We start from the raw sequence: 26,208 nt of genomic DNA, 5'->3' as shown, positions 1-26,208 counted from the left end.
GTGAAACTTGCAAGTCGCTTTGGGGTTCGTCGGCAACTACGCCCCACGTGGACTTTCACCACAGATTGACGGCATGCCCGTCATACTTAAAAAAACCCGTCCATATTATGAACAGGCTTACGCTTATGTCAAATAACCTGTGCTATATTGGCTACCAGTATAAATACGCCCGATGACATCAGTATGCTTATTGGTATCGTAATGAACCAGGCAATGACCATCTTCCGAGCTGTTCCCCACTTGACGCCTTTGATTCTCTGGGCTGTGCCAACGCCTATTATTGCTGATGATATGACGTGAGTCGTGCTTACAGGCAGGTTCAGATGTGTTGCTATCTGTATTACCAAAGATGCTGACAGATCTGCTGCCACTCCGTTTATTGGTCTGAGTTTCATTATCTGCGTGCCTACTGTCTTGATGATTCTCCAGCCGCCTATGGATGTGCCCAGTGTCATGGCCACTGCACAGGCCAGCTGTACCCAATGGGGCACTGTCATATCGTTCTGGACCCCGAAGCTTACAAGAGCCATGGTTATTATGCCCATGGATTTCTGTGCATCGTTGGATCCATGAGAAAAAGCCTGGAAAGCGGCAGTGAAAATCTGAAACTTTCTCAAGCCGGAATTTGCCTTATATATGCTCATTCTGACCACTATCTTTTTGATAATGGTGAATACAACAAAGCCTACTGCAATGGCTATTACCGGGGATATTATCAGGGATGCGAAGATCGTGATAAATCCGTGGAAGTTCACGGCTGACAATCCTGCGTCTGCCAAGGCGGCTCCGGCCAAAGATCCTATCAATGCGTGGGATGAACTGCTCGGTATGCCGAAATACCATGTGATAAGGTTCCATGCAATGGCTGATATCATTGCAGCCATGATCACGTATGTGCCGTTGGTCACGGTGTTCAGATCTACTACGCCTGTGGCTATGGTCTTGGCCACGCCTGTAAACAGCACCGCACCAGTAAAATTCATGACCGCAGCGATAAGTATAGCTGTACGAAGTCGCAGAGCTCTCGTAGATACTGCTGTTGCTATAACGTTGGCTGTATCATGAAACCCGTTGATGAAGTCAAAAGTCAGTGCCAATGCTATTATAATAACTAATTGTATCATTGCATCACCCCTAAGCGTTCTTCATCACTATTGAATCAAGTACTTTGGCCACATTCTGACATGTGTCAACAGTATCCTCCAGCATAGAATATATGTCCTTCATTTTAATTATCTCTATTGGATCATTGCAGTTTGCGAAAAGTTCGCGTAGAGCTGTCCTTTCGATGGTATCGCATGCTTCTTCATGGGTCTTGACATTTACCGTATGCTTCTTTATCATAGTTACCTTCCGGTCCGCCAGCAAATTGATAGCCTCGAAAAGCTCATAAGTGCAAAGTTTGATATACTTTCTAAATTCCTCCATGTATTTGTCCAGTTCCTGTACATTATACAGATAGAAAAAAGCTGATGCCTCTTCCATACAGTCTACTACCGTATCCATATTCTCTGCAATGACAAGAATGTCCTCCTGGTCTATTGGAGTTATCAAAGCATGGTTCAATTCCACCATAGTTTCATGTACCGTTGTATCTCCCCTGCTTTCAAGGTCCTTCATTTTCTCAGAGAAAACGCCGAGATCTATCTCCGATGTGATCTTGAAATCACAGAACATCTCACCGCAATCCTTCATATTCTCCGCTATCTTCACCAACAACGTGAAGATCTTATCTTTCTTTTTATTCATGTACTGTATTCCTCCCGTAATTGGCTTAAATATACCACTTATGCAATCTATTAGCAACACAAACTTACACATATTTAACATAGATTTAACATGAATATTACCCAGGACAGCCAAACAAGAAGAACAGCCATAGTCGCAGAAGGCTTTAGGCATTTTGCCTAGTTTGCCACACATTCTTCGCCGGATTAGGTCTCCCATTCCGCAAGAGTAAGAGCAATCAAAGCTAAAACCAAGGCCACTTTCAACCCAAGGCGACTAGTTGACCCGCCAAGGCCGTAGACCGCCAACGTGATGGTGCAAGCACGCATCACTCCTTCGCAGTCTTCAACTGCTACGCTGTCCTGTTTTGCACTGTGGCTGAAGCCACGTAAAACAGGCAACGTGCTGAAGCACTGCGGTCCTGACAGGGGACCTACCAGCGGCTCATTCTTCGCCGGGTTAGGTCTCCCATTCCGCAGGAGTAAATGCAATCAAAGCTAAAACCAAGGTCACTTTCAACCCAAGGCGACTAGTTGACCCGCCGGCGATTCCGCAGGAGTAAGAGTAAACAAAACTAAAACCAAAGCCACTTTCAACCCAAGGCATATTCCTGAAGATGCAAGCGATCCCGCAGTGACAGGTACAGCCATAGTCGCAAACGAGTGACAAGAACAGACAAATGTGCGGCACTGTCTGAGTTGAAATTAAAAATAGAATCCTACAAGACAAATCTTACTTGTATGATTTGTCTAAAGGATTCTATTTTAAAGACTCCATAGGAGGCTTTTTAAATTTCAACGAGTTTGCCACACATTCTGTTCTTGACGAGTGAGACTATATGGTTGTCTGTCACGAGGACTAGCGACGCTCTTCAGAAATATGCCTAGTCCTCAAGCATTATAGCTCCCTTACTAGCAGGCCCTACCATCTTAGAATACCTGTAAAGCCAACCACTCTTGATATTAGGTTCCCTTGGAACATAAGCCTTTCGGCGTTCAGCGAACTCCTCATCACTGACTCTGGCATTAAGCTTTCCTGCAGGAATATCGATTTCAATGATATCCCCTTCCTTAAGAAGCCCGATGTTACCCCCGCTGGCTGCCTCCGGACAGACATGTCCGATAGAAGCTCCACGGCTGGCTCCACTAAACCTTCCGTCAGTAATAAGCGCTACAGTCTTATCCTTTTTCATGCCCGCAAGAGCACTGGTCGGATTAAGCATCTCCCTCATTCCCGGGCCGCCCTTAGGGCCCTCATATCTGATAACAACTACATCGCCATCATTGATCTTACCTTCATATATGTCCTTGATAGCTTCTTCCTCACTGTTGTAAACTCTGGCAGGACCCGTATGCTGAAGCATTTCAGGAGCCACAGCGCTGCGTTTGACCACGCTGCCTTCCTGAGCAATGTTTCCCCACATAATAGCAAGTCCGCCACTTTCCATAAAAGGCTTATCTATCGGTTTGATAGCATCAGTCTTGACTCTGGCATTCTTGATATTTTCAGCTACCGTATTACCGTTAGCCGTAATCAGCGAAGTATCTATGAGATTCTTTTTGTTCAATTCAGCCAGGACAGCCTGAACTCCCCCTGCATTATTCAGATCATGCATATGAGTGCCGCCGGCCGGAGCAAGGTGGCAGAGGTTAGGCGTCTTGGCGCTTATCTCGTTAAATATTTCCATATTCAACTCTACTCCTGCCTCATGGGCAATAGCCAGAAGATGAAGCACGCTGTTAGTTGAGCAACCCAGGGCCATATCACAGGCAACTGCGTTTCTTATGGACTTTTCATTGATTATCTGGCGAGCTGTAATATTTTTCTCCACCAGATCCATTATTGCCATGCCGGCATGTTTTGCCAGCATTATTCTGCCGCTGTGAACTGCAGGGATCGTGCCATTGCCCGGCAAAGCTATGCCTATAGCCTCGCAAAGGCAATTCATGCTGTTTGCAGTGTACATGCCTGAACATGAGCCACAACCTGGGCAAATATTTTGTTCATACTCTTCCAGACCGGCATCGTCAATGATGCCGGCTTTGCGAGCGCCTACTGCTTCAAATATTTTTGATAGCGAAGCTTCTGTTCCGTCTACGAGGCCACTCATCATCGGCCCTCCCGAGCAGACGACTGCAGGTATGTCAAGTCTGACAGCACCCATGACCATTCCCGGAACTATTTTGTCGCAGTTAGGCACCAGCACAAGCCCGTCGAACTGATGGGCTGCTGCCATAGTCTCGACGCTATCTGCAATAAGCTCGCGGCTGGCAAGTGAGTACTTCATTCCCACATGACCCATGGCAATGCCATCGCAGACACCGATTGATGGGAACATTATAGGAGTACCGCCTGCCATTCTGACGCCGGCTTTTACTGCCTCTGTTATTTTGTCCAGGTTTATATGTCCCGGAACTATTTCACTATGAGCTGAAACAACGCCAATCAAAGGCCTTTCCAGTTCTTCTTTAGTGTAACCCATAGCGTAAAAAAGGCTTCGCATCGGAGCCCTTTCTACGCCTTTGGTTACATTATCACTTCTCTTAGCCATAATCTAACCTCTCCAGTTTTACTTTATTTATCTTCCTTCAACCAGCTCATCATCGAACGCAGATCAGTTCCTACAGCATTAAGAGGATGCTCAGCTTCTTTAGCTCTCATAGCCAGGAAGTTAGCCTTTCCACCTGCATTGAACTCCTGAATGAAGTTGCTTGCGAATGTTCCGTCCTGAATGTCGTTCAAAACGCCTTTCATAGCTTTCTTAGTTTCTTCTGTAACGATTTTAGGACCTGTTATGTAGTCACCATATTCAGCTGTGTTTGAAACGGAATATCTCATCATGCTGAATCCCTTAGCGTTGATCAGGTCTACGATCAGCTTCATCTCGTGGATACACTCGAAGTATGCCATCTCAGGAGCATAGCCAGCTTCTGTCAATGTCTCGAATCCAGCTTCCATCAGTGCTGTGATGCCTCCGCAGAGAACTGCCTGCTCACCGAACAGGTCTGTTTCAGTCTCTTCCTTGAATGTTGTCTCAAGGATTCCGGCTCTGCCTGCTCCGATTCCTGATGCATATGCCAGAGCGATATCCTTAGCCTTGCCTGAAGCGTCCTGGAAAACTGCGATAAGTGAAGGTACGCCTGCGCCCTGAGTATAAGTTTCTCTTACGATGTGACCCGGTCCTTTAGGAGCTATCATGATTACATCGATATCCTTCTGCGGGATGATCTGCTGATAATGAATATTGAAGCCATGGGCAAATGCCAATGCATTGCCTGGTTTCATATGTTTCTCTACCTGCTCTTTATAGATCTTAGCCTGAAGTTCATCCGGTGTCAGCATCATTACGATGTCGCCGGCTTCAGCAGCCTCTTCGATTCCCATTACTGTAAGCCCGGCGTTCTTTGCCTTTGCTACATGACTTGAATCCGGTCTCAATCCTACTACTACTTTTGCTCCACTTTCATTCAGGTTCATAGCATGGGCATGTCCCTGGCTTCCAAAACCGATGATGGCAATTGTCTTTCCATCTAACATTCCTAAATTGCAGTCCTGATCATAATACTTCGTTATCATTTTTCTCTCCTTTTTTTTATTTATTCAAAAATATAGTAAACAAATTATAATTTTTTGGCGTTTCGTGCGTTGCTTTCAATACCGGTTATTCCGGTCCTGCAAACTTCCACTACATCATGAACGCTTATAACATCCATAAATCCGTCTATTTTCTCCGGTGCTCCCGTAAGTTCTATTATCATGCTGTCCTTGGAAAGATCCACGATCTTGCCTCTATAAATATCTACGATTTCCTTAATTGAAGTTCTTTCTTTCTCGGTAGCATTTACCTTTATCATGAGCAGCTCTCTGTAGATACTGTTTTCACGGTTCAAAATAAAGATGCTCTTGACTACCTCCAGTTTTTCAGTCTGGGTAATTATCTGCTGCATAGACTGTTCAGTCGCGCTGAAGACTATGGTGATTCTAGATAGTTCCGGATCGTTAGTAGTTGACACTGTCAATGAGTCTATGTTGAAACCTCTTCTTCCGAAAAGACTTACAACTCTTGTCAGAACGTTAGCCTGGTTAAGGACAAGAACGCTGACTATTTCTTTCTTCAATGGTTTATACATATTCTGCGCCCCCTCCCTAATCTACTATTATGTCGTCGACAGTCTTGCCGCCCGGTATAAATGGTAATACTCTTTCATCTCGGTCTATTACGCAGTCTATCCATACAGGACCCTTAGCTTTAAGTGCTTCTTTCATAACTGCTTCAAATTCATCTAGAGTTCTGGCTCTGTAGCCCTTGGCTCCGAAAGCATCGGCCAGTTTGACGAAATCCGTCTTTCTTTCCGGCGTCGTATTGGAGTATCTTTCTCCATAGAATGCTGTCTGCCACTGATATACCATTCCCAGAACTTTATTGTTCATTATCACGGTTATTATAGGCAGATCATTGCTGACTGCTGTGCAGGCCTCATTAAGATTCATATGGAACGAAGCATCCCCGGTAATATGAACGATTCTGCAGTCAGGTTTACCCATCTTGGCTCCAATAGCTGCTCCATATCCGAATCCCATAGTGCCAAGTCCTCCACTTGTTATGAATTTCATTGGTTTCTTATGTTTCAGATACTGAGCTGCCCACATCTGGTGCTGGCCTACATCGGTCACATATATAGCCTCATCATCGACCATTTCGCTGAGTTTGCTCATAACTTCCTTAGGGTGCATGTACTCAGGTGATGCCTTGACTACTCGCTCCTTGGATCTCCATCCTACTACCTTGTCATGCCACTCTATATGTCTGGCTTTATCTACATATGGAAGAGCTCTTGTAAGGAAATCCTTGATATCTCCCACGCAGTTTTTCTCAACCATTACGTTCTTGTTTATTTCACTCTTGTCTATATCGACCTGTACTATTCTGGCTCTTCTGGCCCACTTCTTAGTGTCCTGAGCTACACGATCGCTGAATCTCGAGCCAAGAGCAATGACTACATCAGCCTGATCTATCGCTCTGTTTGCGGCAACACTTCCATGCATTCCCACAAGTCCCAGATTCAATTCATTATCACATCCGACTATACCGGTAGCCATAAGTGTATGTACCACAGGTATGTCAGCCTTGTCGATCAGATCATTGATTTCCTTACAGGCAAGTGATGCTATGCAGCCTCCTCCAATATAAGCAACAGGCTTTTCCGCATTGTTGATGACCTTGACTATATCCATCAGATCTTCTTTATCAACAGTTGGCAAAGGTTGTAACTCCAATGGTGGCTTGTTGGTAAATTCCACTGTAGCCGCTGTAACATCCTTGGTTATATCAACCAGGACAGGGCCCTTCCTTCCGCTGTTTGCTACACGGAAAGCATCTCTCAATGCTGGCTCCAGATCCTCTATCTTATTTACGAAATAATTCTGTTTGGTAATCGGTAGAGTGATACCAGTGATATATATCTCCTGGAATGAATCTCTACCTATGAGATTATCCGGTACATTAGCTGTAATGGCTACTAGTGGGCTGCTATCCATGCATGCCGTCGCTATGCCTGTAACCAGATTAGTAGCACCTGGACCGCTGGTGGAAAAAACAACTCCTGTCTTTCCCGTAGCTCTCGCGTAACCATCCGCGGCATGGGCAGCACCCTGTTCGTGAGCAGTCAGTATATGTTTGATTCTGTCGCTGTACTTGTATAATTCATCATAGATATTCAGAGCTGTACCGCCCGGATATCCGAATACAGTATCAACACCATGATCCAGCAGTACTTCTGCCACAACTTGTGATCCTGTCAGTTTCATAAAATCTCCCTTTCCGTCAAATAATTAAGAGCTCCTCGCTCTGTTCATAAACCTATTATAGCCCACATGAACTAAATGTCAACAGATTTTTTGTAACTGCACACAAAAAAATACAAGATTTATTAATCTTTCTCACAATTTTTGGTTGACAAAACTGATTTTATACATTATATTAGTAATATAACTTAAAGAAATCAAGTTAGCTATGACGGGAATAAGTCGAAACTCGTCGCCTCACAGAGAGCAACCGAATTGGTGAAAGGTTTGCAGGCGCCCTTCGATGTCTCACCCCCGAGCACACTTTCTAAACGAGAGGATGTCAGACCGGTTGATGGACCGGCAGCATCAAGAAGAGTGGTACCGCGGAAATATAGAATTTTTCGTCTCTTTACGATAATTAACTGTCGTGAAGAGACTTTTTTAATGGGTACCTCACCAGTAGTCAAGAGAAACGAGAGGAGATCATAATGAAAAACTACGAAAAGTATAAGGTCGGATATTTCGTCCCACCCGTCCCATCCTGTGATTGGGTAAAGAAAGATCACATAACCAAAGCGCCAAGATGGTGCAGCGTCGACCTGAGAGACGGCAACCAGGCCCTGATAGTTCCAATGAGCCTTGATGAGAAGCTGGAAATGTTCCAGTACCTCTGCAAGATCGGGTTCAAGGAAATCGAAGTCGGCTTCCCTGCCGCATCAGAAACTGAGTTTGAATTTCTCAGGACACTTATCGATAAAGATCTGGTTCCCGACGATGTTACCCTTCAGGTGCTCACCCAATCCAGGAAACATATAATAGAAAAAACATTCAACGCCCTTATTGGCGCCAAACATGCAGTGGTACATCTGTACAATTCCACATCAGTAGCTCAGCGCCAGCAGGTATTCAAGGCCTCCGAAAGTGAAATAATAGAAATCGCCAGGGAAGGTGCCCGCCTGATCAAGGAAATCGCCGAGCAGTATCCTGATACGGATTTCCAGTTCGAGTATTCCCCTGAAAGCTTCACGGGAACTGAAATGGAATTTGCCAGAGACATTTGCAACGAAGTCATCGACATATGGGAGCCGACGCCTGAACAAAAGGTGATCATCAATCTTCCTGCTACTGTGGAAATGTCTTTGCCGCACGTCTTCGCAAGCCAGATAGAATACATGAGCAAAAATCTACATGACAGGGAGAATGTCGTACTATCCCTGCACCCTCATAATGACAGAGGTACCGGCGTAGCCGATGCAGAGCTTGGACTTCTGGCCGGCGGTGATAGAATAGAAGGAACGCTCTTCGGCAACGGCGAGCGTACAGGCAATGTTGACATAGTCACCATCGCCATGAATATGTTCACCCACGGAGTTGATCCCAAGCTGAACTTTTCCAATATGCCTGAGGTAGTTGAAGCCTATGAAAAGGCTACCGGCATGACCGTGGATCCGAGACACCCTTACAGCGGAGCTCTTGTCTTCGCAGCATTCTCCGGTTCACACCAGGATGCCATAGCAAAGGGCATGAAGTGGAGAGAAGCCATGGATCCAACCAGATGGACAGTCCCTTATCTGCCGGTAGATCCTCACGATGTAGGCCGCGAATACGACGGCGATGTCATCAGGATAAACAGCCAGTCCGGTAAGGGCGGCGTAGCCTATGTAATCGAAAGAGATTACGGTTTCGTCATTCCTAACCCTATGCGCGCGGAAGTTGGATATATGATGAAGGATATTTCCGACAAGCACCATGAAGAGCTTTCAACTAAGGAAATTTTCAATTACTTCTCCGAAGAGTATATAAACTACTTCGACCCTATAGACATTACAGACGCCACATTCAAGCATACGTCATCGACTAAATCAGGCGCCAGCGACAGCTTTTCCGTTGACATGAGAATAGACATAAACGGAGAGATATTCAACATAAACTCCGAAGGAAACGGTCGTCTGGATGCTGTCAGCAACGGCTTGAACAAGACGCCGTACAACTTCAACTATAAATTTGTGACCTACTCAGAGCACGCCATAAGTGCCGACTCCAACTCCAAGGCTGCGGCCTATGTATGCATAGAAGACCAGCTTGGCAATCAGTTCTGGGGCGTAGGCACCCACGACGACATCATTTTGGCCTCGGTCAATGCCCTTGTCAGCGCTGTAAACAGAATGAACAAGAAAGATCACTTTGTCAGATAAGGAGAATACATAATGGGAATGACAATGACACAAAAAATCCTGGCAGCCCACGCAGGCATGGAAAGCGTTCAGGCAGGCCAGCTTATAAACGCCAGCCTTGATATGGTACTGGCCAACGACATCACCGGTCCCGTCTCCATCAAGGAATTCGACGGCGCCGGCTTTGAAAGTGTTTTTGATAAAAGCAAAGTCTCCCTGGTAATGGATCACTTTGCGCCAAATAAAGACATAAAAAGCGCCGAGCAGTGCAAGAAATGCCGCACCTTCGCAAGACGCTTCGACTTAGACAATTTTTACGACGTAGGAGAAATGGGCATCGAGCACGCCCTTCTCCCTGAAAAAGGCCTGGTCTGTGCCGGCGAAGCCATCATCGGCGCCGACTCTCACACCTGCACCTACGGAGCTCTGGGAGCATTCTCCACAGGCGTAGGCTCCACGGATCTGGCAGCAGGCATGGCCACAGGGCAAGCCTGGTTCAAGGTGCCAAGCGCAATTAAATTCGTGCTAACCGGCAAGTTGAACCAAAATGTCAGCGGTAAAGACGTGATTCTGCACATCATAGGCATGATCGGCGTTGACGGTGCCCTTTACAAATCCATGGAATTCACAGGCCCCGGCGTTGCCAGCCTGACCATAGATGACAGGCTGTGTATATGCAATATGGCTATCGAGGCCGGCGGTAAGAATGGCATCTTCCCTGTCGATGACATAACAAAGGATTACATGGACGGCCGTGTCCAAGGAGACTATAAGGTTTACGAAGCTGATGCCGACGCTGAATACGAGAAAGTCTACAACATAGACTTATCCGGCATCAAACCTACGGTATCCTTCCCTCACCTGCCGGAAAATACCCGTACCATAGATGAGGTCGGAGATGTTACCATCGATCAGGTAGTCATCGGCTCCTGCACCAACGGAAGGCTTTCCGATATGAAGGCCGCCGCAGACATATTAAAAGGCAAACATGTTGCCAAAGGCCTGCGGGCCATAATCATCCCGGCCACACAGAAGGTCTATAAGGACAGCATCAAAAACGGCTATATAGATGCCTTCATCGACGCCGGCTGTATCGTATCGACTCCTACCTGCGGTCCTTGTCTGGGAGGCCATATGGGCATCCTGGCCAGTGGCGAACGCTGCGTAGCAACGACTAACAGAAACTTTGTAGGCAGAATGGGAGCCACAGACTCAGAAGTCTATCTGGCAAGCCCTGCTGTAGCGGCAGCATCAGCCATTGCCGGCAAGATCTGCGGACCGGAAAGGAGCAAATAATGGACGCAAAAGGAAGAGTACATAAATATGGAAACAATGTGGATACGGATGTAATAATCCCTGCCCGCTACCTGAACACCACAGATAATAAGGAACTTGCCAGCCACTGCATGGAGGACATAGATAAAACTTTCGTTACTACTGTAAAGAATGGTGATATTATGGTAGGCGGCGAAAATTTCGGTTGCGGATCATCCCGTGAACACGCGCCTATAGCCATCAAGGCTTCCGGCATAAGCTGCGTCATCGCTTCTACCTTCGCCAGGATCTTCTACAGAAACGCCATCAACATCGGCCTTCCTATTATGGAATGCCCTGAGGCCAGTGAAAAAATCCAAACCGGTGATGAGGTCTCAGTAGACTTCGATTCCGGTACTATAGAAAACCTGACCAGAGGAGAAACTTATCATGCCCTGCCCTTCCCTGAATTTATACAGAACATAATATCCAAGGGCGGCCTGATCAACAGCATTAAGGAGGCTAAATAATGAATTACAATATAGCAGTTATACCGGGCGACGGCATCGGCCCTGAAGTCGTTGCCGAAACTCTTAAAGTACTTGATAAAGTCGGAGATAAATTCAATCACAAATTCAACTATACCCAGGTCCTGGCCGGCGGAGCCGCTATCGATGAAACTGGTGAGTGCCTGCCATCCGAAACCGTAAACATCTGCAAAAACAGTGATGCGGTGCTCCTTGGCGCTGTAGGCGGTCCCAAGTGGGATGCTCTGCCAGGCGAGCAACGTCCGGAAAGGGCCCTCCTGGGCATAAGGAAGGCCCTAGGCCTCTACGCAAACCTGCGTCCGGCTATGGTCTTCGATGAACTGGCAGATGCTTCTCCCCTGAAACCTGAAATCATTGCCGGCGGATTGGATATAGTTGTAGTCCGCGAACTGACCGGCGGCATCTACTTCGGTGAAAAGGGCCACAAAGATACTCCTATGGGGCCTGCGGCTTACGATGTCGAGGAATATTCTGAGGGCGAAGTAAAACGCATCGCAAAGGTTGCCTTCGATATGGCCATGAAGCGCGGCAAAAAAGTCACTAGCGTTGACAAAGCCAATGTTCTGGAGAGTTCCAGGCTGTGGCGCCGCGTAGTTGCTGAAGTCGCCGCAGACTATCCGGATGTGACTCTTGATAACCTTTATGTTGACAATGCCTCCATGCAGCTGGTAAGAAACCCTAAGCAGTTCGATGTGATAGTAACAAGTAATATGTTCGGAGATATTCTTTCAGATGAAGCCAGCCAGATCACCGGATCCATAGGCATGCTCCCATCAGCAAGTCTTGCTGATGGCAACTTCGGTATGTATGAACCAGTCCACGGTTCAGCGCCTGATATCGCAGGTACAGGCCAGGCAAATCCAATTGCCACTATCCTGTCCGCGGCAATGATGCTGCGTTACACCTTCGGTCTCATGGATGAAGCCGCATCAATAGAAAATGCCGTTCATAAATTCCTGAAGAATGGCTATCGCACAGCCGACCTCTGCGGCGACGCCAAAGAATCAGTAACCACAATCAAAGCCGGCGATCTCATCGCTGCGGAAATATAACTATAGCGTTAGCGCATAATTGTTTCGAGGGTAGTAACCTGCATATGGTCGCGGCCCTCGATTATTTATTTTAGTTTTAGTGTCTGGGCGTAAGTGACGGTAAAGTTGCCCTTAAGAATATTTAAGGAAAAACAAAGACTATTCCTATTGATTTTTAGCACCTCATTATATATGATATTTAACAGTTAATGTTTTATTAGGGTGTTATTGGGAGGAGCATTTAGTTGTTTAAGTTTAAGAACGTTAAAGTCAGAAAATATCTTGTATTTCTTGCGGTATTATTCATTCTGTTGATTGTTTTTATTTTCAATCTCATTCATATGAATCATAACGCTGATTATAGTGATCAGACTGTAAGAGGAAATATTTCCACGATTTCTTCATTCAACTATTCTAAAGTAGCCACAGTTGAAGATCAGGTCAGAGCACTCGATAACACATCGAATGCTTCTACTTACAATGGTAGTGACAAGCTCTCGAAATCACAGTATCAGAAAATTTTCAATACCAGCGTTGTAATCGGAGATTCTATCACTGAAGGCCTGAGCGATTACGGCTTTCTCAGGAAGGATCAGGTATTTTGTAAAATAGGTGCTTCAATAATGAACGGCGACGACCTGTTCGGTTCAGCAGCAGGCACCTACCCTAAATTCGCCTTCTTTGCCTTTGGTATGAACGATATGGGCAATTACAACGGTAATGCCAACAGATTCACATCCAAATACAAGGAACTGCTCCGTGACTTCAGAAAGAAGTCCCCTGATACCCGTTTATTCGTTAACAGCATATCCACACCGTCAGAATCAGCCTTAAAGAAAAATAAATCCATTAAAAGCTATAAGAAATTCAACGAAGCACTGAAATCCATGTGTAAAGATATGCATATCACCTATGTAGATAACACTTACATTCTTGAAGAACATAAGTCTTTCTATGCCGGCGATGGCATTCATGTTAGTCCCGGGTATTATAATATGTGGCTGAATAATATGATTTTGAAAGCGGGCCTGTAATGTACAAAATAGTATCTAACAATTCCGCCATGACAAAGATCGTACTCGTTGTCGTACTGGTAATTTTTCTGGCAGTGGTCTATAGCAGAGCCAATGCAGATAATGTTTCCATGTCTAAAATCGAAAATGATCTGAAAGCCAAAACCAACATAGAAACCATGCAGAAATGTAACGACAGGCAACTTAAGCAGTTTATCGGTCTGGATTATCTGAATTATGACTCCTACATCTACTATAAGAGCAAGGAGTCTCTTGGTGTAGATGAGATCCTTATCGTTAAAGCCAAGCACCGCAGCGATCTTGACGCAGTTCAGGACGCCGTAGAAGAAAGGATAAGCCAGCAGACTTCTACTTTCGAAAGTTACGGTCCTACGCAGGTGTCCCTGCTGAAGAACGCCTTTGTTATAAAGAAAGGCAGATATCTCTTTTATTGCGTGAGCAAAACTCCGGAGAAATATGAGGAGGTGTTCCAACATGCTATTTAGCAGCATCATCTTCTTATTCTATTTCCTGCCGATCGTTCTGGCGGCATATTTCATTACGCCTAAGAAGTATATGACAGCGCGCAACATAATACTACTGGCAGCCAGCCTTTTGTTCTATAGCTGGGGCGAGCCTGTGTACGTGTTCCTTATGATATACAGCGCTTTCTTCAATTATTTCATGGCTCTTGAAATCGCCAAAGACAAAAGACACGGCGGCACCGGTCGAAACAGTATGCTTTTCACTTTAGTCGTGAATCTGTTTATTCTGTGCTTTTTCAAATATTTCGGTTTCCTCATGGACACTATCAACAGTATCCTGGGTACCGATTTCCACTACACAGCACTGGCACTGCCTATAGGTATTTCATTCTATACCTTCCAGGCCCTGTCATATATTTTCGATGTTTACAGAGACCGCGTGAAACCTCAGTATAGTCTGCTGAAATTTTCCTTGTATCTTTCTCTGTTCCCGCAGTTGATTGCAGGTCCTATTGTCAAGTACAGGGATGTGGCAGAGCAGCTGGAAGAGCGTACGGAATCCCTGGAAAAATTCGGAACAGGATCTATCCGGTTCATATATGGCCTCGGCAAGAAGGTCCTGCTGGCCAACAACCTGGGTGCCTTGCATACGGCCATAATCGCTCTGCCTGACAGCCAGGTGTCGGTAGTCACCTACTGGATAGGAATAATTGCATATACATTGCAGATCTACTTTGACTTCAGCGGATATTCGGACATGGCCATCGGTCTAGGCCGTATGTTCGGCTTCGAATTCATGGAGAACTTCAACTATCCATACATTTCCAAGACCATAACAGAATTCTGGAGGAGATGGCATATTTCCCTAAGCACCTGGTTCCGCGAATACCTGTATATTCCACTTGGAGGCAATCGAGTGCCTGTACACAGACATATCCTGAATCTTATGATTGTCTGGTCCCTGACCGGATTATGGCACGGTGCAAGCTGGAATTTCGTCATGTGGGGTACTTACTACGGTGTCCTGCTGATCTTGGAGAAATACATATATGGGCAATACCTTGAGAAGGCCCCTTCCTGGGCACAGCACATATATGCAATGCTCATAGTTATGATAGGTTGGGTATTCTTCAGCAGTACGGATCTGTCAACAGCTATATCTTACATAGGCGTGCTTTTTGGCGTCGGGGCTTTCCCTTTCGCCAATATGACTACATTGTATCTGCTCAGAACCAATCTGGTTCTGCTTGTACTCTCAGGAGTGCTCAGTACGCCGGAACCGAGGAAGCAATTCCAGTTCTTTAATAAGAATCAGCCTGTGTTCGGTATAGTGATCATATTTGTTATTTTTATATTGTCGGTAGCTTACCTGATCTACAGTTCGTACAATCCGTTCCTGTACTTCAGATTTTAGGGTAGAATCATGAATGATAAGAAATTTACAAAAATAATAGGAATATGCTTCGTAGCCATACTTGCGATATTCTTCCTGTGCAATCTACTATTGCCTGATAAGAGCTTTTCTTCGGCTGAAAACCGTATGTTACAGACCTTGCCGCACTTTTCCATCAGCACTTATATGGAAGGCCGCTATGAGACCAAACTGGAAAACTATGCAAACGACCAGTTTGTTGCCCGCAACGCTTTCATCAAAGCAAAATCCGCTACAGACATCACAGAGGGTAAATTAGAAGCTAACGGTGTTTACAGATGCAGAGATAATTATCTCATGGAGAAAATCACCGCACCGGACGATCACCTGAAGACTACAGAAGAAGCCCTGACACAGTTCAGGAGAAAATACGGAAGGATGAAGATGTACTTTTTGCTGGCGCCTAATGCGGCAAATATCCTCAGCGATAAACTTCCTGCCACAGTCAGGCTCAACGATCAGAATAAATATATGGATAATTTCTTCGCCAGGATCAAGAACGACGGCATAACACCTATCGATGTACGCAGCACCTTCAAAGCTAACAAGGATGATACGCAGTTGTATTATCGCACAGACCACCACTGGACTACGGACGGTGCTTATCTGGCTTTCAGGAAGTCATGTAAAGTTATGGGTTTCAAGGATTCAATCAACTATAAAGCTTATGCAGTTAAAAACGATTTCAAAGGTACGCTCTATTCTAAGAGCGGATTTACCAACGGTAAAGATGATGCCATCAAAATTTACCTGCCGGCAACCAGCAAGGCAAAGGGGTATAAGAATTCCGTCATTTACTATGCCGATACTAAGAAAAAGACGACGCAGTTCTATCAACTCGATAACCTGGAAAAGAAAGACGCCTACACAGTATTCGGCGGCAGTAACCATCCTATGTATACTATACAGACTCCTGTAAAATCGGTGGGAAATCTGCTGCTGGTAAAAGACTCCTACGCCAACAGTTTCATTCCTTTCCTGGCTCAGCATTATAAAAAAATCGTCGTAGTAGACCCAAGGTACTTCTACGACGATATAAATGACATTATCAAGGCAAACAACATTTCTCAGGTGCTGTTCCTTTATAATGGCAATACTTTCTTCACAGATGATTCTCTGGGGATGATGCTTACAAATTAAACCCCGGCTTAGTCGATGCAATGGCCTCTGCCGCACCGATGATATGTTTCATCAATACAGCCGTTGTCACTCCGCCTACTCCTCCAGGAACAGGTGTGATGGCAGCGACTTTTTCATTGATTTCATCAAAGGCTGCATCTCCCATAATACCTCCGTCAGGCATAATATTAATGCCCACATCAAGTATCACCTGCTGCGGTGAAGCCATATCTGCAGTAAATATCCCCGGATGTCCTGTAGCTAAGACGATTATATCTGCATCAGCGCAGTATTTTCTCAGGCATTCTTCAGGTGTCCTGGAATGACAAACTGTAACGGTAGCATTCCTTGACGTCAGAAGTAATGCTGCAGGCTCGCCTATAACCTTGCTTCTGCCTATTACCACAGCCTTCTTGCCCTCTATTCCTATGCCGTAATGGTCGAGCATATCTATGCATCCTACTGCTGTACAAGGGGGATAACCTTTATAGTCCTTAGATATCATCCCGGCCAGCGCTCCATCAGTGATCCCGTCCAGATCCTTCTTAGGATCCAGCGCATTTCTGACTGCATCTTCATCGAGATTTTTAGGTAACGGCATGAATACCAAGGCGCCATGGATATCATCATCTTCATTGATGGCTTCCAGACAATCTATCAGTTTCACCTGACGTACATCTGAAGCAAACCTGAACATCCTGGTCTCAATGCCCAGAGTCTTGCAGGTCCTGATTATCATTGCCTCATAGGCTATATCACTAAAACGCTCTCCCACTCTTACCAATGCAATAGTAGGAAACACATCGTGTTTCTTCAGTTCTTCTATTTTCCCTGTAAGCTCTTTGTTGATTTCTTCAACTACCACATCACCATTAAGTATCATGTCGGTCTCCCTTCTTAAGCTCTCAATCCCGAGTAAACCTCAGCAAAAACCTCATCCGCTCTGACGGTATATTCATTTAGCATTTTGTCCGCCTCAGCATTGACCTCAGCAGCGTATTCTTTGTCAGCCATTGATTTAGTATTGATGAATACGTTTAAGCTTGCCCCAAGAAGAGCTGCCTTGCAGAAATTCACCCCTACGCCGGCGTCGCTTATAGCGAGCCTGCTGCCCTTTGCGGCAAATTCTCCGCATATGTCAATAGCCTCGCAGCATTTTCTCATTATTTCCATTGGTGCTTCGCAGGCATCCTTCAGGACTACAGCCATGACCTCAGCCTTGGCTTTCTTTTCCTCTTCCGTCTCATGAGGCATGCCATAGGCCGCCGCCAGAGGCTTGAATACCTGAGCATCCTTCTCGACGCAATCCAATAGTTCCTGCTGCAGTACCGTCGCTCTCTTCATTAGTTTCTGTATGTCTTCTTCAACATCAGCATATTTCTTTTTGCCTGTTGTCAGACTGCCTACCATATTGCCGAGAGCCGCACCTACAGCTCCGACCAGAGCAGATGCTCCGCCGCCTCCGGGTACCGGTGCGTCGCTGCCAAGCAAACTGACGAATTCCTTACATGTGCTATCAGTTATCATCATTTTTCATCGCCTTTCTCACTAGCCTTGATTTAAGTATATTATCGAGTAAAATACTTGTCAAGAGAAACAAAAGGCAGGGAGCAAAAACTCCCTGCCAAATCAATCGTCTTTAGAACAATCCTGTTATTCTTCCGTTGTTATCTACGTCGATTTTTTCTGCTGCCGGAACCTTAGGGAGTCCTGGCATAGTCATGATGCTGCCTGCGTTGGCAACTATGAATCCTGCGCCTGCATCTACTTTGATGCTGGTGATCGTGATCTCGAATCCTCTCGGAGCTCCAAGCAGGTTTTTATTATCAGAAAAACTGAATTGAGTCTTGGCCATGCATATAGGCAGGTCATTAAATCCAAGTTCTTCCAGTCTCTTCAGCTGTTTCTTGGCGTTCATTTCATAAACTACGCCGTCAGCTCTGTATACATTCTTGGCAATCGCTTCGATTTTATCCTTAATGGACAGGTCCAGTGGATAAACATATTTGAAATTGTTCTCGCCGTGTTCGCAAAGGTCCAGAACATTCTTGGCCAGCTCTTCGCCGCCTGCTCCACCTTTGGCCCATACATCTGACTGAACGACATTTACGCCCAGCTTCCTGCATTTTTCCTCAACAAGATCAAGTTCTGCTTTTGTATCAGTCGGGAAAGCATTGATTGCTACGACTGCAGGCAAACCGTACTTCTGTGTGACATTCTCAAGATGCTGAAGCAAGTTTGGCATGCCCTTCTCCAAAGCCTCCAGATTCTCTTTGTTCAGTTCAGCCTTGGCAACGCCGCCGTGGTACTTAAGAGCTCTTACGGTAGCAACTATGACGCAGGCTGATGGTTTCAGTCCACCTTTGCGGCATTTAATGTCTACGAATTTCTCAGCTCCCAGGTCAGCAGCGAATCCTGCCTCTGTAACAGTGTAATCCGAAAGTTTCAAGGCCATCTTAGTAGCCATCAGTGAATTACATCCGTGAGCGATATTAGCAAAAGGTCCACCGTGGATGAATGCCGGCGTGTACGCCAGTGTCTGGACAAGGTTAGGTTTCAAAGCGTCCTTCAGCAGTGCGGCTGCTGCGCCCTGTGCCTTGATGTCAGCTACTGTTACAGGCTCGTCATCATATGTGTATCCAATGATTACTTTGGATATTCTCTCCTTCATATCATCTATGTTGTGAGCAAGACACAGAATAGCCATTATCTCACTGGCTACTGTGATCTCGAATCCATCTTCTCTTGGACCGCCGCTTGGCTTGCCGCCAAGACCGTCAACTATGTGACGAAGCTGCCTGTCGTTCATGTCGATGGCTCTCTTCCATGTGATCTTCCTCGGATCTATCTTCATGCTGTTGCCCTGCTGTATATGATTGTCTATCATAGCGGCAATCAGATTGTTTGCTGCTCCAATTGCGTGCATATCTCCTGTAAAATGAAGATTGATATCTTCCATTGGAACTACCTGAGCATATCCGCCGCCGGCAGCGCCGCCCTTGATTCCAAATACAGGTCCCAGTGATGGCTCGCGAAGAGCTACCATGGTGTTTTTGCCCAGCCTGTGAAGCGCGTCAGCAAGTCCTACAGATGTAGTGGTCTTGCCCTCTCCTGCCGGTGTAGGGGAAATTGCTGTTACCAGAATCAGTTTTCCGTCTGGTTTGTCCTTCATATCCTCAAGCAACTTATAGTCGATCTTAGCCTTATACTGGCCATAGGTCTCGATGTACTTGTCATCGATTCCTGCAGTTTCAGCGATCTCTACGATGTTTTTCATCTTAGTTTCCTGAGCGATCTGAATGTCTGATTTGATTTCCATTTTTCTGTCTCCTTTTCCTTAAAGATTAAGATTTTTTAGAAATGTTTTTCGGTGGATCGGCGTTATACCCAATCTGCTGATCCCCTCATAATGTGATCTGGTGCCGTAGCCCTTGTTCTTCTCGAAATCATAGCCCGGGTATTCCTGGCTGTAATCACGCATCATGCGGTCACGCCTGACCTTGGCGATTATGGATGCTGCCGCTATAGAAACGCATTTGCTGTCACCTTTAATGATAGCGGTCTGCGGTTTCTCCAGTGCATCAAGCTTCAACGCATCGATCAAAACATGTCCTATTATCTCTCCGGTGTTATCAAGCAGCATTTTGTCCGCCTCGGCGATAGCATCCAGCATGGAAAGCTTGGTTGCCTCCAGGATGTTGATCTCGTCGATGACATTATTGTCACGCTGTCCGAATCCATATGCCAGCGCCTTATCAAGTATCTGATCATAAAGTTCTTCCCGCTTCTTTTCGGAAAGTTTCTTGGAATCATCTACTCCCAGTACGCTGAAGTCTTCAGGCAACACGACTGCTGCGGCTACGACTGGTCCTGCCAAAGGTCCCCTACCGACCTCGTCAGTCCCTGCTATATATGTGAATCCCGCGAGATGCAATTGCTTCTCGCAGGCTTTCATATCGATTAATTTTTCTTGTAAATATTTTTCTCTCTCAGCCTTTTTCAAAGCTTACCTCTTTCTGCTATTTGGATATTTCCAATGTGACCCTTCCTATTTTTCCGGCTCTGAATTCGTCTATAACGGCGCGTCCGCACCGATCGTAATCGATCCGTTTGCCGGGTAGGATATAACCACGCTTCAAGGCTATAGCCTCCATAGTGCCCAGAGGCATTTCTGATATTTCGTCTATATTATATCTGTCGAGCAGCAATTGTGGATACATCTCCTGTATGTCTCCAATAAAGGAAAGTGCCAAATCTGCTACATCTAATATTTCGTCTTTAATCGATCCACAGAAAGCCAGATTCAAACCGGCCTTAGGGTCTTCAAACTTCGGCCATAATATACCCGGCGTATCCAGAAGCTGCATGCCATTAGTAAGCGTAAGCCACTGTTTACCCTTTGTTACACCCGGACGATCTCCCGTCTGAGTACTTTTCTTCCCTGTCATTCTATTGATCAAAGATGATTTGCCTACGTTTGGAACGCCTACTATCATCATTCTAAGTGGAATGCTTTTACGTACGGCGACCCTGGCATCACCTTCAGTTTTAACATTTGCTTCGGTTGCCGCATTGCTTTCCTGTTTAGCTTTCAGAATACTTCTCTGTTCCTTTTCCAGCACATCAAACAATCCTTTGATTCCGGCTCCGCTGTTGCAGTTAGTAGATACAGCCTTAGTATTGTCACTGTTGAAGTGTTTCAGCCATAACTCGTTTTGGGCGGGATCAGCCAGATCGCTCTTATTCAATGCGATTATGCGCTTCTTATCCCCAACCAACTGATCTATTATCGGGTTTCTGCTGGAAACAGGTATTCTGGCGTCAATTACCTCTATGACGATATCTACCAGTTTTAAATTATCTCTTATGAGTTCCCTGGTCTTCTTCATATGGCCCGGGTACCAGTTAATATTATCCATATAATTGAGCCTCCTCTCCAATTTGTCGCATTAATCAGTTAATTGAATGATAATGCATCGCTTTAGTAACAAAAAGGGGAACCTGCCGGTTCCCGCCTTTTACTATTTGTCTTTCTTAGTCTTGATCTTAGCTGACTTACCAGTTCTTCCACGCATGTAGTGAAGTCTGGCTCTTCTAACGTCGCCTTTCCTTACTACTTCGATCTTCTCTACCCATGGTGAATGGATCGGGAAAGTCTTCTCAACGCCTACGCCAGAAGCTATCCTTCTAACAGTAAATGTCTCGCTTATTCCACCATTCTGACGCTTAAGTACGAAGCCTTCAAAAGTCTGGATTCTTTCTCTGTTGCCTTCCTTGATCTTGATGAATACCTTAACAGTATCACCAATGTTGAAATCAGGTATGTACTTCTTCAGGTATTCCTGATTGATTGCATCTATTGAATTCATAATGATTATATCCTCCTTCCCTCGTAGACGTTCTTGCAATGCTCTTATGTGCTTAACTGTACAGCACTCATTCAGAGGACCGCCCGTAATACTGAAATATTATATCATAATGACTTGCTCAATGCAAGGACTATTTCCCTTAAAAGCCTGTCAAATCGGCCCTTATCAAGCCCTTGGATGGGTTTTATCATAAGCATCCTTGATGCTGCTCCTGTTATGCTCATAATATGCCTCAGTTGCCAGTATGTCCTCATGACCCATAAGCTCCTGCAGCGACTTCATATCTATGCCGTTCTGAACCATATGCATAGCAAATGAATTACGGATCATCTGCGGAGTGATCTCAGTGAGCCCTGCTTCGCCGCCATACTGCTTGAGTATCTTCCACAGGCCTTGTCTTGTAAGGGGTTCGCCCACATAATTCACGAAAAGCATTCCTTCATTATCTTCAGCATCGCCATTTCGCATATAGGCAGGACGGCTATTCCCCAAATAATCTTCCAAAGCCTTCCTGGCAGGTGAACCGATAGGCACTATTCTGGCCTTACCATGATCTCCGTTGCATGTGACGAAACCCATTCTCAGATTTATTGAAGATACTCTGAGTTCTATTATCTCGCTGGCCCTTATGCCTGTGGCGTAGAGCACTTCCAGTATAGCCCTGTCACGCTTTCCCTTAGTTGAATCATCCGGCATATCGAGCAGTTTTTCAATTTCCTCTATAGTAAAATATGATATTTCATTTCTGCTTATCTTGGGAGCTTTGATATCCTCAGTCGGATTGACCTTTACGATTCCCTTGTTTACCAGGAAGCGATAGTAAGCTCTGATAGAAGCCAGCTTCCGGCTGACTGTAGAGCTGGATTTCCCGCTATTCTTCAAATCCATCAGATAAGCTACTACTGCTGTATTAGTTGCTTCCGCCATGGACCCGATACCCCTTCCCTCCAGAAATTTGCTGAAGGCAGTAATATCCTGCCTGTAGGCTCCTACTGTATTATCTGACATTTTCCTGTCAGCAGTCAAATAATCTAAAAAATCTTTGATTTCCATCGGTTTCTCCTATACATCTAATCAAGATAGTCAGCCAATTCGCCTTTATCTATCATTCCCTTCACCATCATTACAGCTATCTGAGTCTTGGCATCAATGATTTCACCTGCAATTACCATATCATAAAGTTCATCTATACTGTGTTCTTCCAGATCTATAGCCTCATTGTCGTCGAAATCCGTCTCTCCTGCCTCAAGCTCAGTACAAAGGTAAATATACAGTATCTCGGCCGAAAAGCCTACAGACGGATATGTCTTCGTCAGGAACTCTATCTTGCGGGCCGTGTAGCCTGTTTCTTCCTTCAGTTCCCTCAAAGCAGCGTCTACGGGCTCTTCACCAGGGTCTATCTTTCCGGCCGGCGCCTCGAAAACAATTCCCTCGACAGGCTTCCTGAACTGCCGCTCCATGAGCATGTTCCCATTTTCCTTAAGAGCGGCTATTACCACTCCACCGGAATGTTCCACTATTTCACGTATTGATTCACCATCTACTGTGGTAACCTTGTCTCTCCTGACCTTAATAAGTTTCCCTTTAAAAACATATTCCGAATCAATAGTTTTCTCTTCAAATGTCATGTCATTCTCCTCGATTTACTGTTTACTCATAGAAATAGATTTTTCTATAGCTGCCTTAGCGGCTTTCTCCACGATCTTCTCGAAGCCACTATCCTGCAAAGATTCCACTGCCTCTATAGTCGTCCCTCCCGGGGAGCAGACATTTTTCACAAGCTTGCCCAAGTCTTCATTAGTGGACAAAACCATTTTTGCCGCTCCTATTACTGCCTGAGCGGCAAATACCCTGGCTTTGTCAGGGGACATACCATAGTCGGCTGCGCTCTTGGCCAAAGCATCTATATACATATAGGTATATGCCGGACTGCTTCCGCTTACGCCTATGACTGCATGTATAAGGTCCTCAGAGACTTCTGCAGCCTTTCCCATGGATGAGAAGAGTCTGACTATAGTTTCCACTTCTTCGTCCGTTACATTGGCATTCCTGCTCACTGAGACCATGATTTCTCCCACTTTAGCAGGTGTATTAGGCATTATTCTTATTACTTTCGAATCCTCTCCTAAAAAGGATTCCAGATAATCTATCATAATTCCGGCAGCCATAGACACACATAACTTCTTATCATCATATCCCTTAGCCACTGCAGGCATTATGTCCTTGAAATTCTTAGGCTCCACGCCAAGAAAAAAAATATCGCTCCTTTCAACAAGAGCCCTTTGTTCTCTGACAGCCTCTATACCAAGGTCATTAGCCATACGGCTTGTCTTCTCATAGTCACGTCCACATATTATTGTATTTTCAGTTGTAATAGCACCTGAATCCAATAAGCCGTGTAGAATTGCGCCACCCATATTACCGACGCCTATAAAACCATACTTCATAACTCCTCCTAACTCCGCTGCATCGCTTTACAATATTATAACACCGGTAAACAAATAAATGAATAGATATTATTTACAAAAAAACCGATTTTTTTTGTAGTTGCTATTGCATTTTCTTAAGAAATCTTATATAATTGCATTGTGGTTATCCCCCTGATAACCTCATTAATCTCTAATCCCAATACCCCTTTTGAACAAAGTAGACTGCACCCCTGCGGTCTATTTTGTTATAACGGAAAAAAATATGAAAGAAATAATAAGAAAACATACAATTGAAAAATACAGCAGTAAGGCCTTTGATATGTATTTCAAGGGTTGCAATGTGGCAATCTTCGATATTGAAACTACAGGGCTGATGCCCGCCCGCGACAAGATAATCCTCACGGGGATCCTTGAGATAAACGGAGCAGATAGCCAATGCATCCAGTACTTTGCTGAAAGGCCTGAAGATGAAGCCGAGGTCATAAGAAATACCTTAGCCGTCCTTTCCCGTGCCGACTGCATAGTTACCTATAACGGCCGCTCTTTTGATATGCCTTTTTTAGAAAAACGGGCAGCCAAACATAACATATCTACTAACCTTCACTACTATAGTTTGGATCTCTATATGATCCTCAGCAGATACTCAGAGCTCAGGAAAAGTCTTGATTCCCTATCACAGAAAAACGTTGAATTTTTCTACGGCATATCAGACACCCGTGACGACGAGATCAACGGTTACCAGAGTGTTCAACTATATGAGCGCTACGTAAATCATCCTTCCTATGAACTGGAAGAAAAAATCACGCTGCACAACCACGATGATGTGATGCAGCTGTATAAATTACTGCCCATATTATCTATGACAGACATACACCGTGCAATGTTCTGCCTCGGTTATCCGGCTGGTGACTTTATAGTGAATAAGTGCACTATCGTCTCCGACGGTCTGCATATTTCCGCAAGAAAAGGTATCGTAAATAACGACTATATTTGTTTCCCTACGGAATCCACACCATATAATATGTATATCAACGCTTCCGATCACCATGCAGAGATAACTATCCCGTCAGAATCTATCCGTCCTGGCATATCCGTAATTGACGCCCAGGCTATCCTGAATGATCTATCAGATCTGGAACGATATCCAGCCTACGAAAGCGGCTATCTGCTGCTGAAAACCCATGACAAGATAAACTATATGGAGATCAACGCCTTCGTTATGCGGTTTCTTAAATTATTAGAACTTTAGGGTTCAAGTCCCTACTCATCATATGTGCACCACTAAAAAAACAGGCTATGCCTGTTTATTAGTGGTGCGCGATGAGGGACTTGAACCCACACGGTCTCCCACTAGATCCTAAATCTAGCGCGTCTGCCAGTTCCGCCAATCGCGCACATTATTTGGTGACCCCATCGAGAATTGAACTCGAGTTACCGCCGTGAAAGGGCGGTGTCTTAACCGCTTGACCATGGGGCCACATTTTTTTATTAAAAAAGCTGAACCGGCAACGACCTACTTTCCCAGGCAGTCGCCCACCAAGTATCATCGGCGCGGAAAAGCTTAACTTCTGTGTTCGGGATGGGAACAGGTGTAACCTTTTCGCTATAGCCACCGGATTCAGCTAACTCGCTTATTTCGTGTACTGCATTGTTGTTGCTCCATCGTTCGTCAGTCACGTACCAGAAGTACGTTCCTTTCTCACTCTGTCGCACGCCGCGCATTACGCGAAATCGCTTCGTTACTAAGAGTATCTTAGATACCCTCAAATCCGAACAATGTCGCATGATCTTCATGACCACAATCTTCCCGGAAGTCATTTCCGGCCAAGCTTTCGGCCT

At 45.3% G+C, this 26,208-nt stretch carries 24 protein-coding genes, 2 tRNA genes and 1 rRNA gene; 9 read left to right on the top strand and 18 right to left on the bottom strand.

Annotated elements, in window-relative coordinates; genetic code table 11:
- Window positions 1-128: 128 nt before the first annotated feature.
- The 6 genes from EV211_RS08530 to ilvB all read right to left on the bottom strand — a co-directional run bounded on the left by EV211_RS08530 (window position 129) and on the right by ilvB (window position 7,536).
- Window positions 129-1,124, bottom strand: coding sequence for an inorganic phosphate transporter (locus EV211_RS08530; RefSeq protein WP_133529012.1), 996 nt, complete (start codon window positions 1,122-1,124; stop codon window positions 129-131).
- Window positions 1,125-1,134: 10 nt separating this feature from the next.
- Complete coding sequence (locus EV211_RS08525; protein ID WP_166635417.1) at window positions 1,135-1,749, bottom strand: DUF47 domain-containing protein; 615 nt, start codon at window positions 1,747-1,749, stop codon at window positions 1,135-1,137.
- Window positions 1,750-2,611: 862 nt separating this feature from the next.
- Window positions 2,612-4,279: a dihydroxy-acid dehydratase gene (gene ilvD, locus EV211_RS08520; protein WP_133529010.1), complete on the bottom strand. Its 1,668-nt coding sequence runs from the start codon at window positions 4,277-4,279 to the stop codon at window positions 2,612-2,614.
- A gap of 23 nt (window positions 4,280-4,302) precedes the next feature.
- Window positions 4,303-5,304: a ketol-acid reductoisomerase gene (ilvC, locus tag EV211_RS08515; RefSeq protein ID WP_133529009.1), complete on the bottom strand. Its 1,002-nt coding sequence runs from the start codon at window positions 5,302-5,304 to the stop codon at window positions 4,303-4,305.
- A gap of 44 nt (window positions 5,305-5,348) precedes the next feature.
- Window positions 5,349-5,858, bottom strand: a complete 510-nt coding sequence (gene ilvN / locus EV211_RS08510) for an acetolactate synthase small subunit (RefSeq protein WP_133529008.1) — start codon at window positions 5,856-5,858, stop codon at window positions 5,349-5,351.
- A gap of 16 nt (window positions 5,859-5,874) precedes the next feature.
- Entirely contained in the window at window positions 5,875-7,536 is a 1,662-nt protein-coding gene (gene ilvB / locus EV211_RS08505) for a biosynthetic-type acetolactate synthase large subunit (protein WP_133529007.1), read from the bottom strand.
- A 467-nt stretch (window positions 7,537-8,003) separates the two neighbouring features.
- On the opposite strand from ilvB, the gene EV211_RS08500 reads away from it, so the two are divergent.
- The 8 genes from EV211_RS08500 (at window position 8,004) to EV211_RS08465 (ending at window position 16,592) form a co-directional block, all read left to right on the top strand.
- A complete protein-coding gene (locus EV211_RS08500; protein WP_133529006.1) occupies window positions 8,004-9,710 on the top strand; it encodes a 2-isopropylmalate synthase in 1,707 nt (568 codons plus the stop codon).
- Window positions 9,711-9,722: 12 nt separating this feature from the next.
- Entirely contained in the window at window positions 9,723-10,985 is a 1,263-nt protein-coding gene (gene leuC / locus EV211_RS08495; RefSeq protein WP_133529005.1) for a 3-isopropylmalate dehydratase large subunit, read from the top strand.
- Entirely contained in the window at window positions 10,985-11,473 is a 489-nt protein-coding gene (gene leuD / locus EV211_RS08490; protein ID WP_133529004.1) for a 3-isopropylmalate dehydratase small subunit, read from the top strand. The genes leuC and leuD overlap by 1 nt, the downstream gene beginning before the upstream one ends.
- Window positions 11,473-12,543 (top strand): 3-isopropylmalate dehydrogenase, encoded by a 1,071-nt coding sequence (gene leuB / locus EV211_RS08485; protein ID WP_133529003.1) that lies wholly within the window; start codon window positions 11,473-11,475, stop codon window positions 12,541-12,543. Before leuD ends, leuB begins: the two co-directional genes overlap by 1 nt.
- A gap of 224 nt (window positions 12,544-12,767) precedes the next feature.
- Window positions 12,768-13,556, top strand: a complete 789-nt coding sequence (locus EV211_RS08480) for an SGNH/GDSL hydrolase family protein (protein ID WP_133529002.1) — start codon at window positions 12,768-12,770, stop codon at window positions 13,554-13,556.
- Window positions 13,556-14,041, top strand: coding sequence for a DUF4358 domain-containing protein (locus EV211_RS08475; RefSeq protein ID WP_133529001.1), 486 nt, complete (start codon window positions 13,556-13,558; stop codon window positions 14,039-14,041). Before EV211_RS08480 ends, EV211_RS08475 begins: the two co-directional genes overlap by 1 nt.
- Window positions 14,031-15,434, top strand: a complete 1,404-nt coding sequence (locus EV211_RS08470; protein ID WP_133529000.1) for an MBOAT family O-acyltransferase — start codon at window positions 14,031-14,033, stop codon at window positions 15,432-15,434. Before EV211_RS08475 ends, EV211_RS08470 begins: the two co-directional genes overlap by 11 nt.
- A 9-nt stretch (window positions 15,435-15,443) precedes the next feature.
- On the top strand, window positions 15,444-16,592 hold the full coding sequence (locus EV211_RS08465) for a DHHW family protein (RefSeq protein WP_133528999.1): 1,149 nt from the start codon (window positions 15,444-15,446) through the stop codon (window positions 16,590-16,592).
- Here the strand turns inward: EV211_RS08465 and EV211_RS08460 are convergent.
- The 9 genes from EV211_RS08460 to proC all read right to left on the bottom strand — a co-directional run bounded on the left by EV211_RS08460 (window position 16,582) and on the right by proC (window position 24,387).
- Window positions 16,582-17,454: a bifunctional 5,10-methylenetetrahydrofolate dehydrogenase/5,10-methenyltetrahydrofolate cyclohydrolase gene (locus EV211_RS08460; protein ID WP_133528998.1), complete on the bottom strand. Its 873-nt coding sequence runs from the start codon at window positions 17,452-17,454 to the stop codon at window positions 16,582-16,584. The genes EV211_RS08465 and EV211_RS08460 overlap by 11 nt on opposite strands.
- Window positions 17,455-17,468: 14 nt before the next feature.
- The gene (locus tag EV211_RS08455) at window positions 17,469-18,101 is read right to left on the bottom strand and encodes a cyclodeaminase/cyclohydrolase family protein (protein WP_133528997.1); all 633 of its coding nucleotides are present in this window, start codon (window positions 18,099-18,101) and stop codon (window positions 17,469-17,471) included.
- Window positions 18,102-18,210: 109 nt separating this feature from the next.
- Entirely contained in the window at window positions 18,211-19,890 is a 1,680-nt protein-coding gene (locus tag EV211_RS08450; RefSeq protein ID WP_207668006.1) for a formate--tetrahydrofolate ligase, read from the bottom strand.
- 18 nt (window positions 19,891-19,908) lie between these two features.
- Window positions 19,909-20,574 carry a ribonuclease HII gene (locus EV211_RS08445; protein ID WP_133528996.1) on the bottom strand — a complete coding sequence of 222 codons (666 nt, stop codon included), beginning with the start codon at window positions 20,572-20,574 and terminating at the stop codon, window positions 19,909-19,911.
- A gap of 16 nt (window positions 20,575-20,590) precedes the next feature.
- Entirely contained in the window at window positions 20,591-21,490 is a 900-nt protein-coding gene (ylqF, locus tag EV211_RS08440; RefSeq protein ID WP_133528995.1) for a ribosome biogenesis GTPase YlqF, read from the bottom strand.
- 102 nt (window positions 21,491-21,592) lie between these two features.
- Entirely contained in the window at window positions 21,593-21,940 is a 348-nt protein-coding gene (rplS, locus tag EV211_RS08435; RefSeq protein ID WP_133528994.1) for a 50S ribosomal protein L19, read from the bottom strand.
- A gap of 165 nt (window positions 21,941-22,105) precedes the next feature.
- Window positions 22,106-22,993, bottom strand: a complete 888-nt coding sequence (locus tag EV211_RS08430) for a tyrosine-type recombinase/integrase (RefSeq protein WP_133528993.1) — start codon at window positions 22,991-22,993, stop codon at window positions 22,106-22,108.
- Between the two features lie 17 nt (window positions 22,994-23,010).
- The gene (locus EV211_RS08425) at window positions 23,011-23,568 is read right to left on the bottom strand and encodes an NUDIX domain-containing protein (protein ID WP_133528992.1); all 558 of its coding nucleotides are present in this window, start codon (window positions 23,566-23,568) and stop codon (window positions 23,011-23,013) included.
- Between the two features lie 15 nt (window positions 23,569-23,583).
- Window positions 23,584-24,387: a pyrroline-5-carboxylate reductase gene (gene proC / locus EV211_RS08420; RefSeq protein ID WP_133528991.1), complete on the bottom strand. Its 804-nt coding sequence runs from the start codon at window positions 24,385-24,387 to the stop codon at window positions 23,584-23,586.
- 244 nt (window positions 24,388-24,631) lie between these two features.
- On the opposite strand from proC, the gene EV211_RS08415 reads away from it, so the two are divergent.
- Window positions 24,632-25,618 (top strand): ribonuclease H-like domain-containing protein, encoded by a 987-nt coding sequence (locus tag EV211_RS08415; RefSeq protein WP_133528990.1) that lies wholly within the window; start codon window positions 24,632-24,634, stop codon window positions 25,616-25,618.
- 62 nt (window positions 25,619-25,680) lie between these two features.
- On the opposite strand, the gene EV211_RS08410 is transcribed toward EV211_RS08415, so the two are convergent.
- From EV211_RS08410 to rrf, 3 genes are all read right to left on the bottom strand, one after another.
- A tRNA-Leu gene (locus EV211_RS08410) sits at window positions 25,681-25,763 on the bottom strand.
- 8 nt (window positions 25,764-25,771) lie between these two features.
- A tRNA-Glu gene (locus tag EV211_RS08405) sits at window positions 25,772-25,846 on the bottom strand.
- A 23-nt stretch (window positions 25,847-25,869) separates the two neighbouring features.
- Window positions 25,870-25,986, bottom strand: a 5S ribosomal RNA gene (gene rrf / locus EV211_RS08400).
- Between the last annotated feature and the right edge of the window lie 222 nt (window positions 25,987-26,208).

It is taken from the genome of Aminicella lysinilytica, from assembly GCF_004362975.1.
GTDB lineage: Bacteria > Bacillota > Clostridia > Peptostreptococcales > Anaerovoracaceae > Aminicella > Aminicella lysinilytica.
This window is presented reverse-complemented; position numbering and strand designations above follow the sequence as displayed.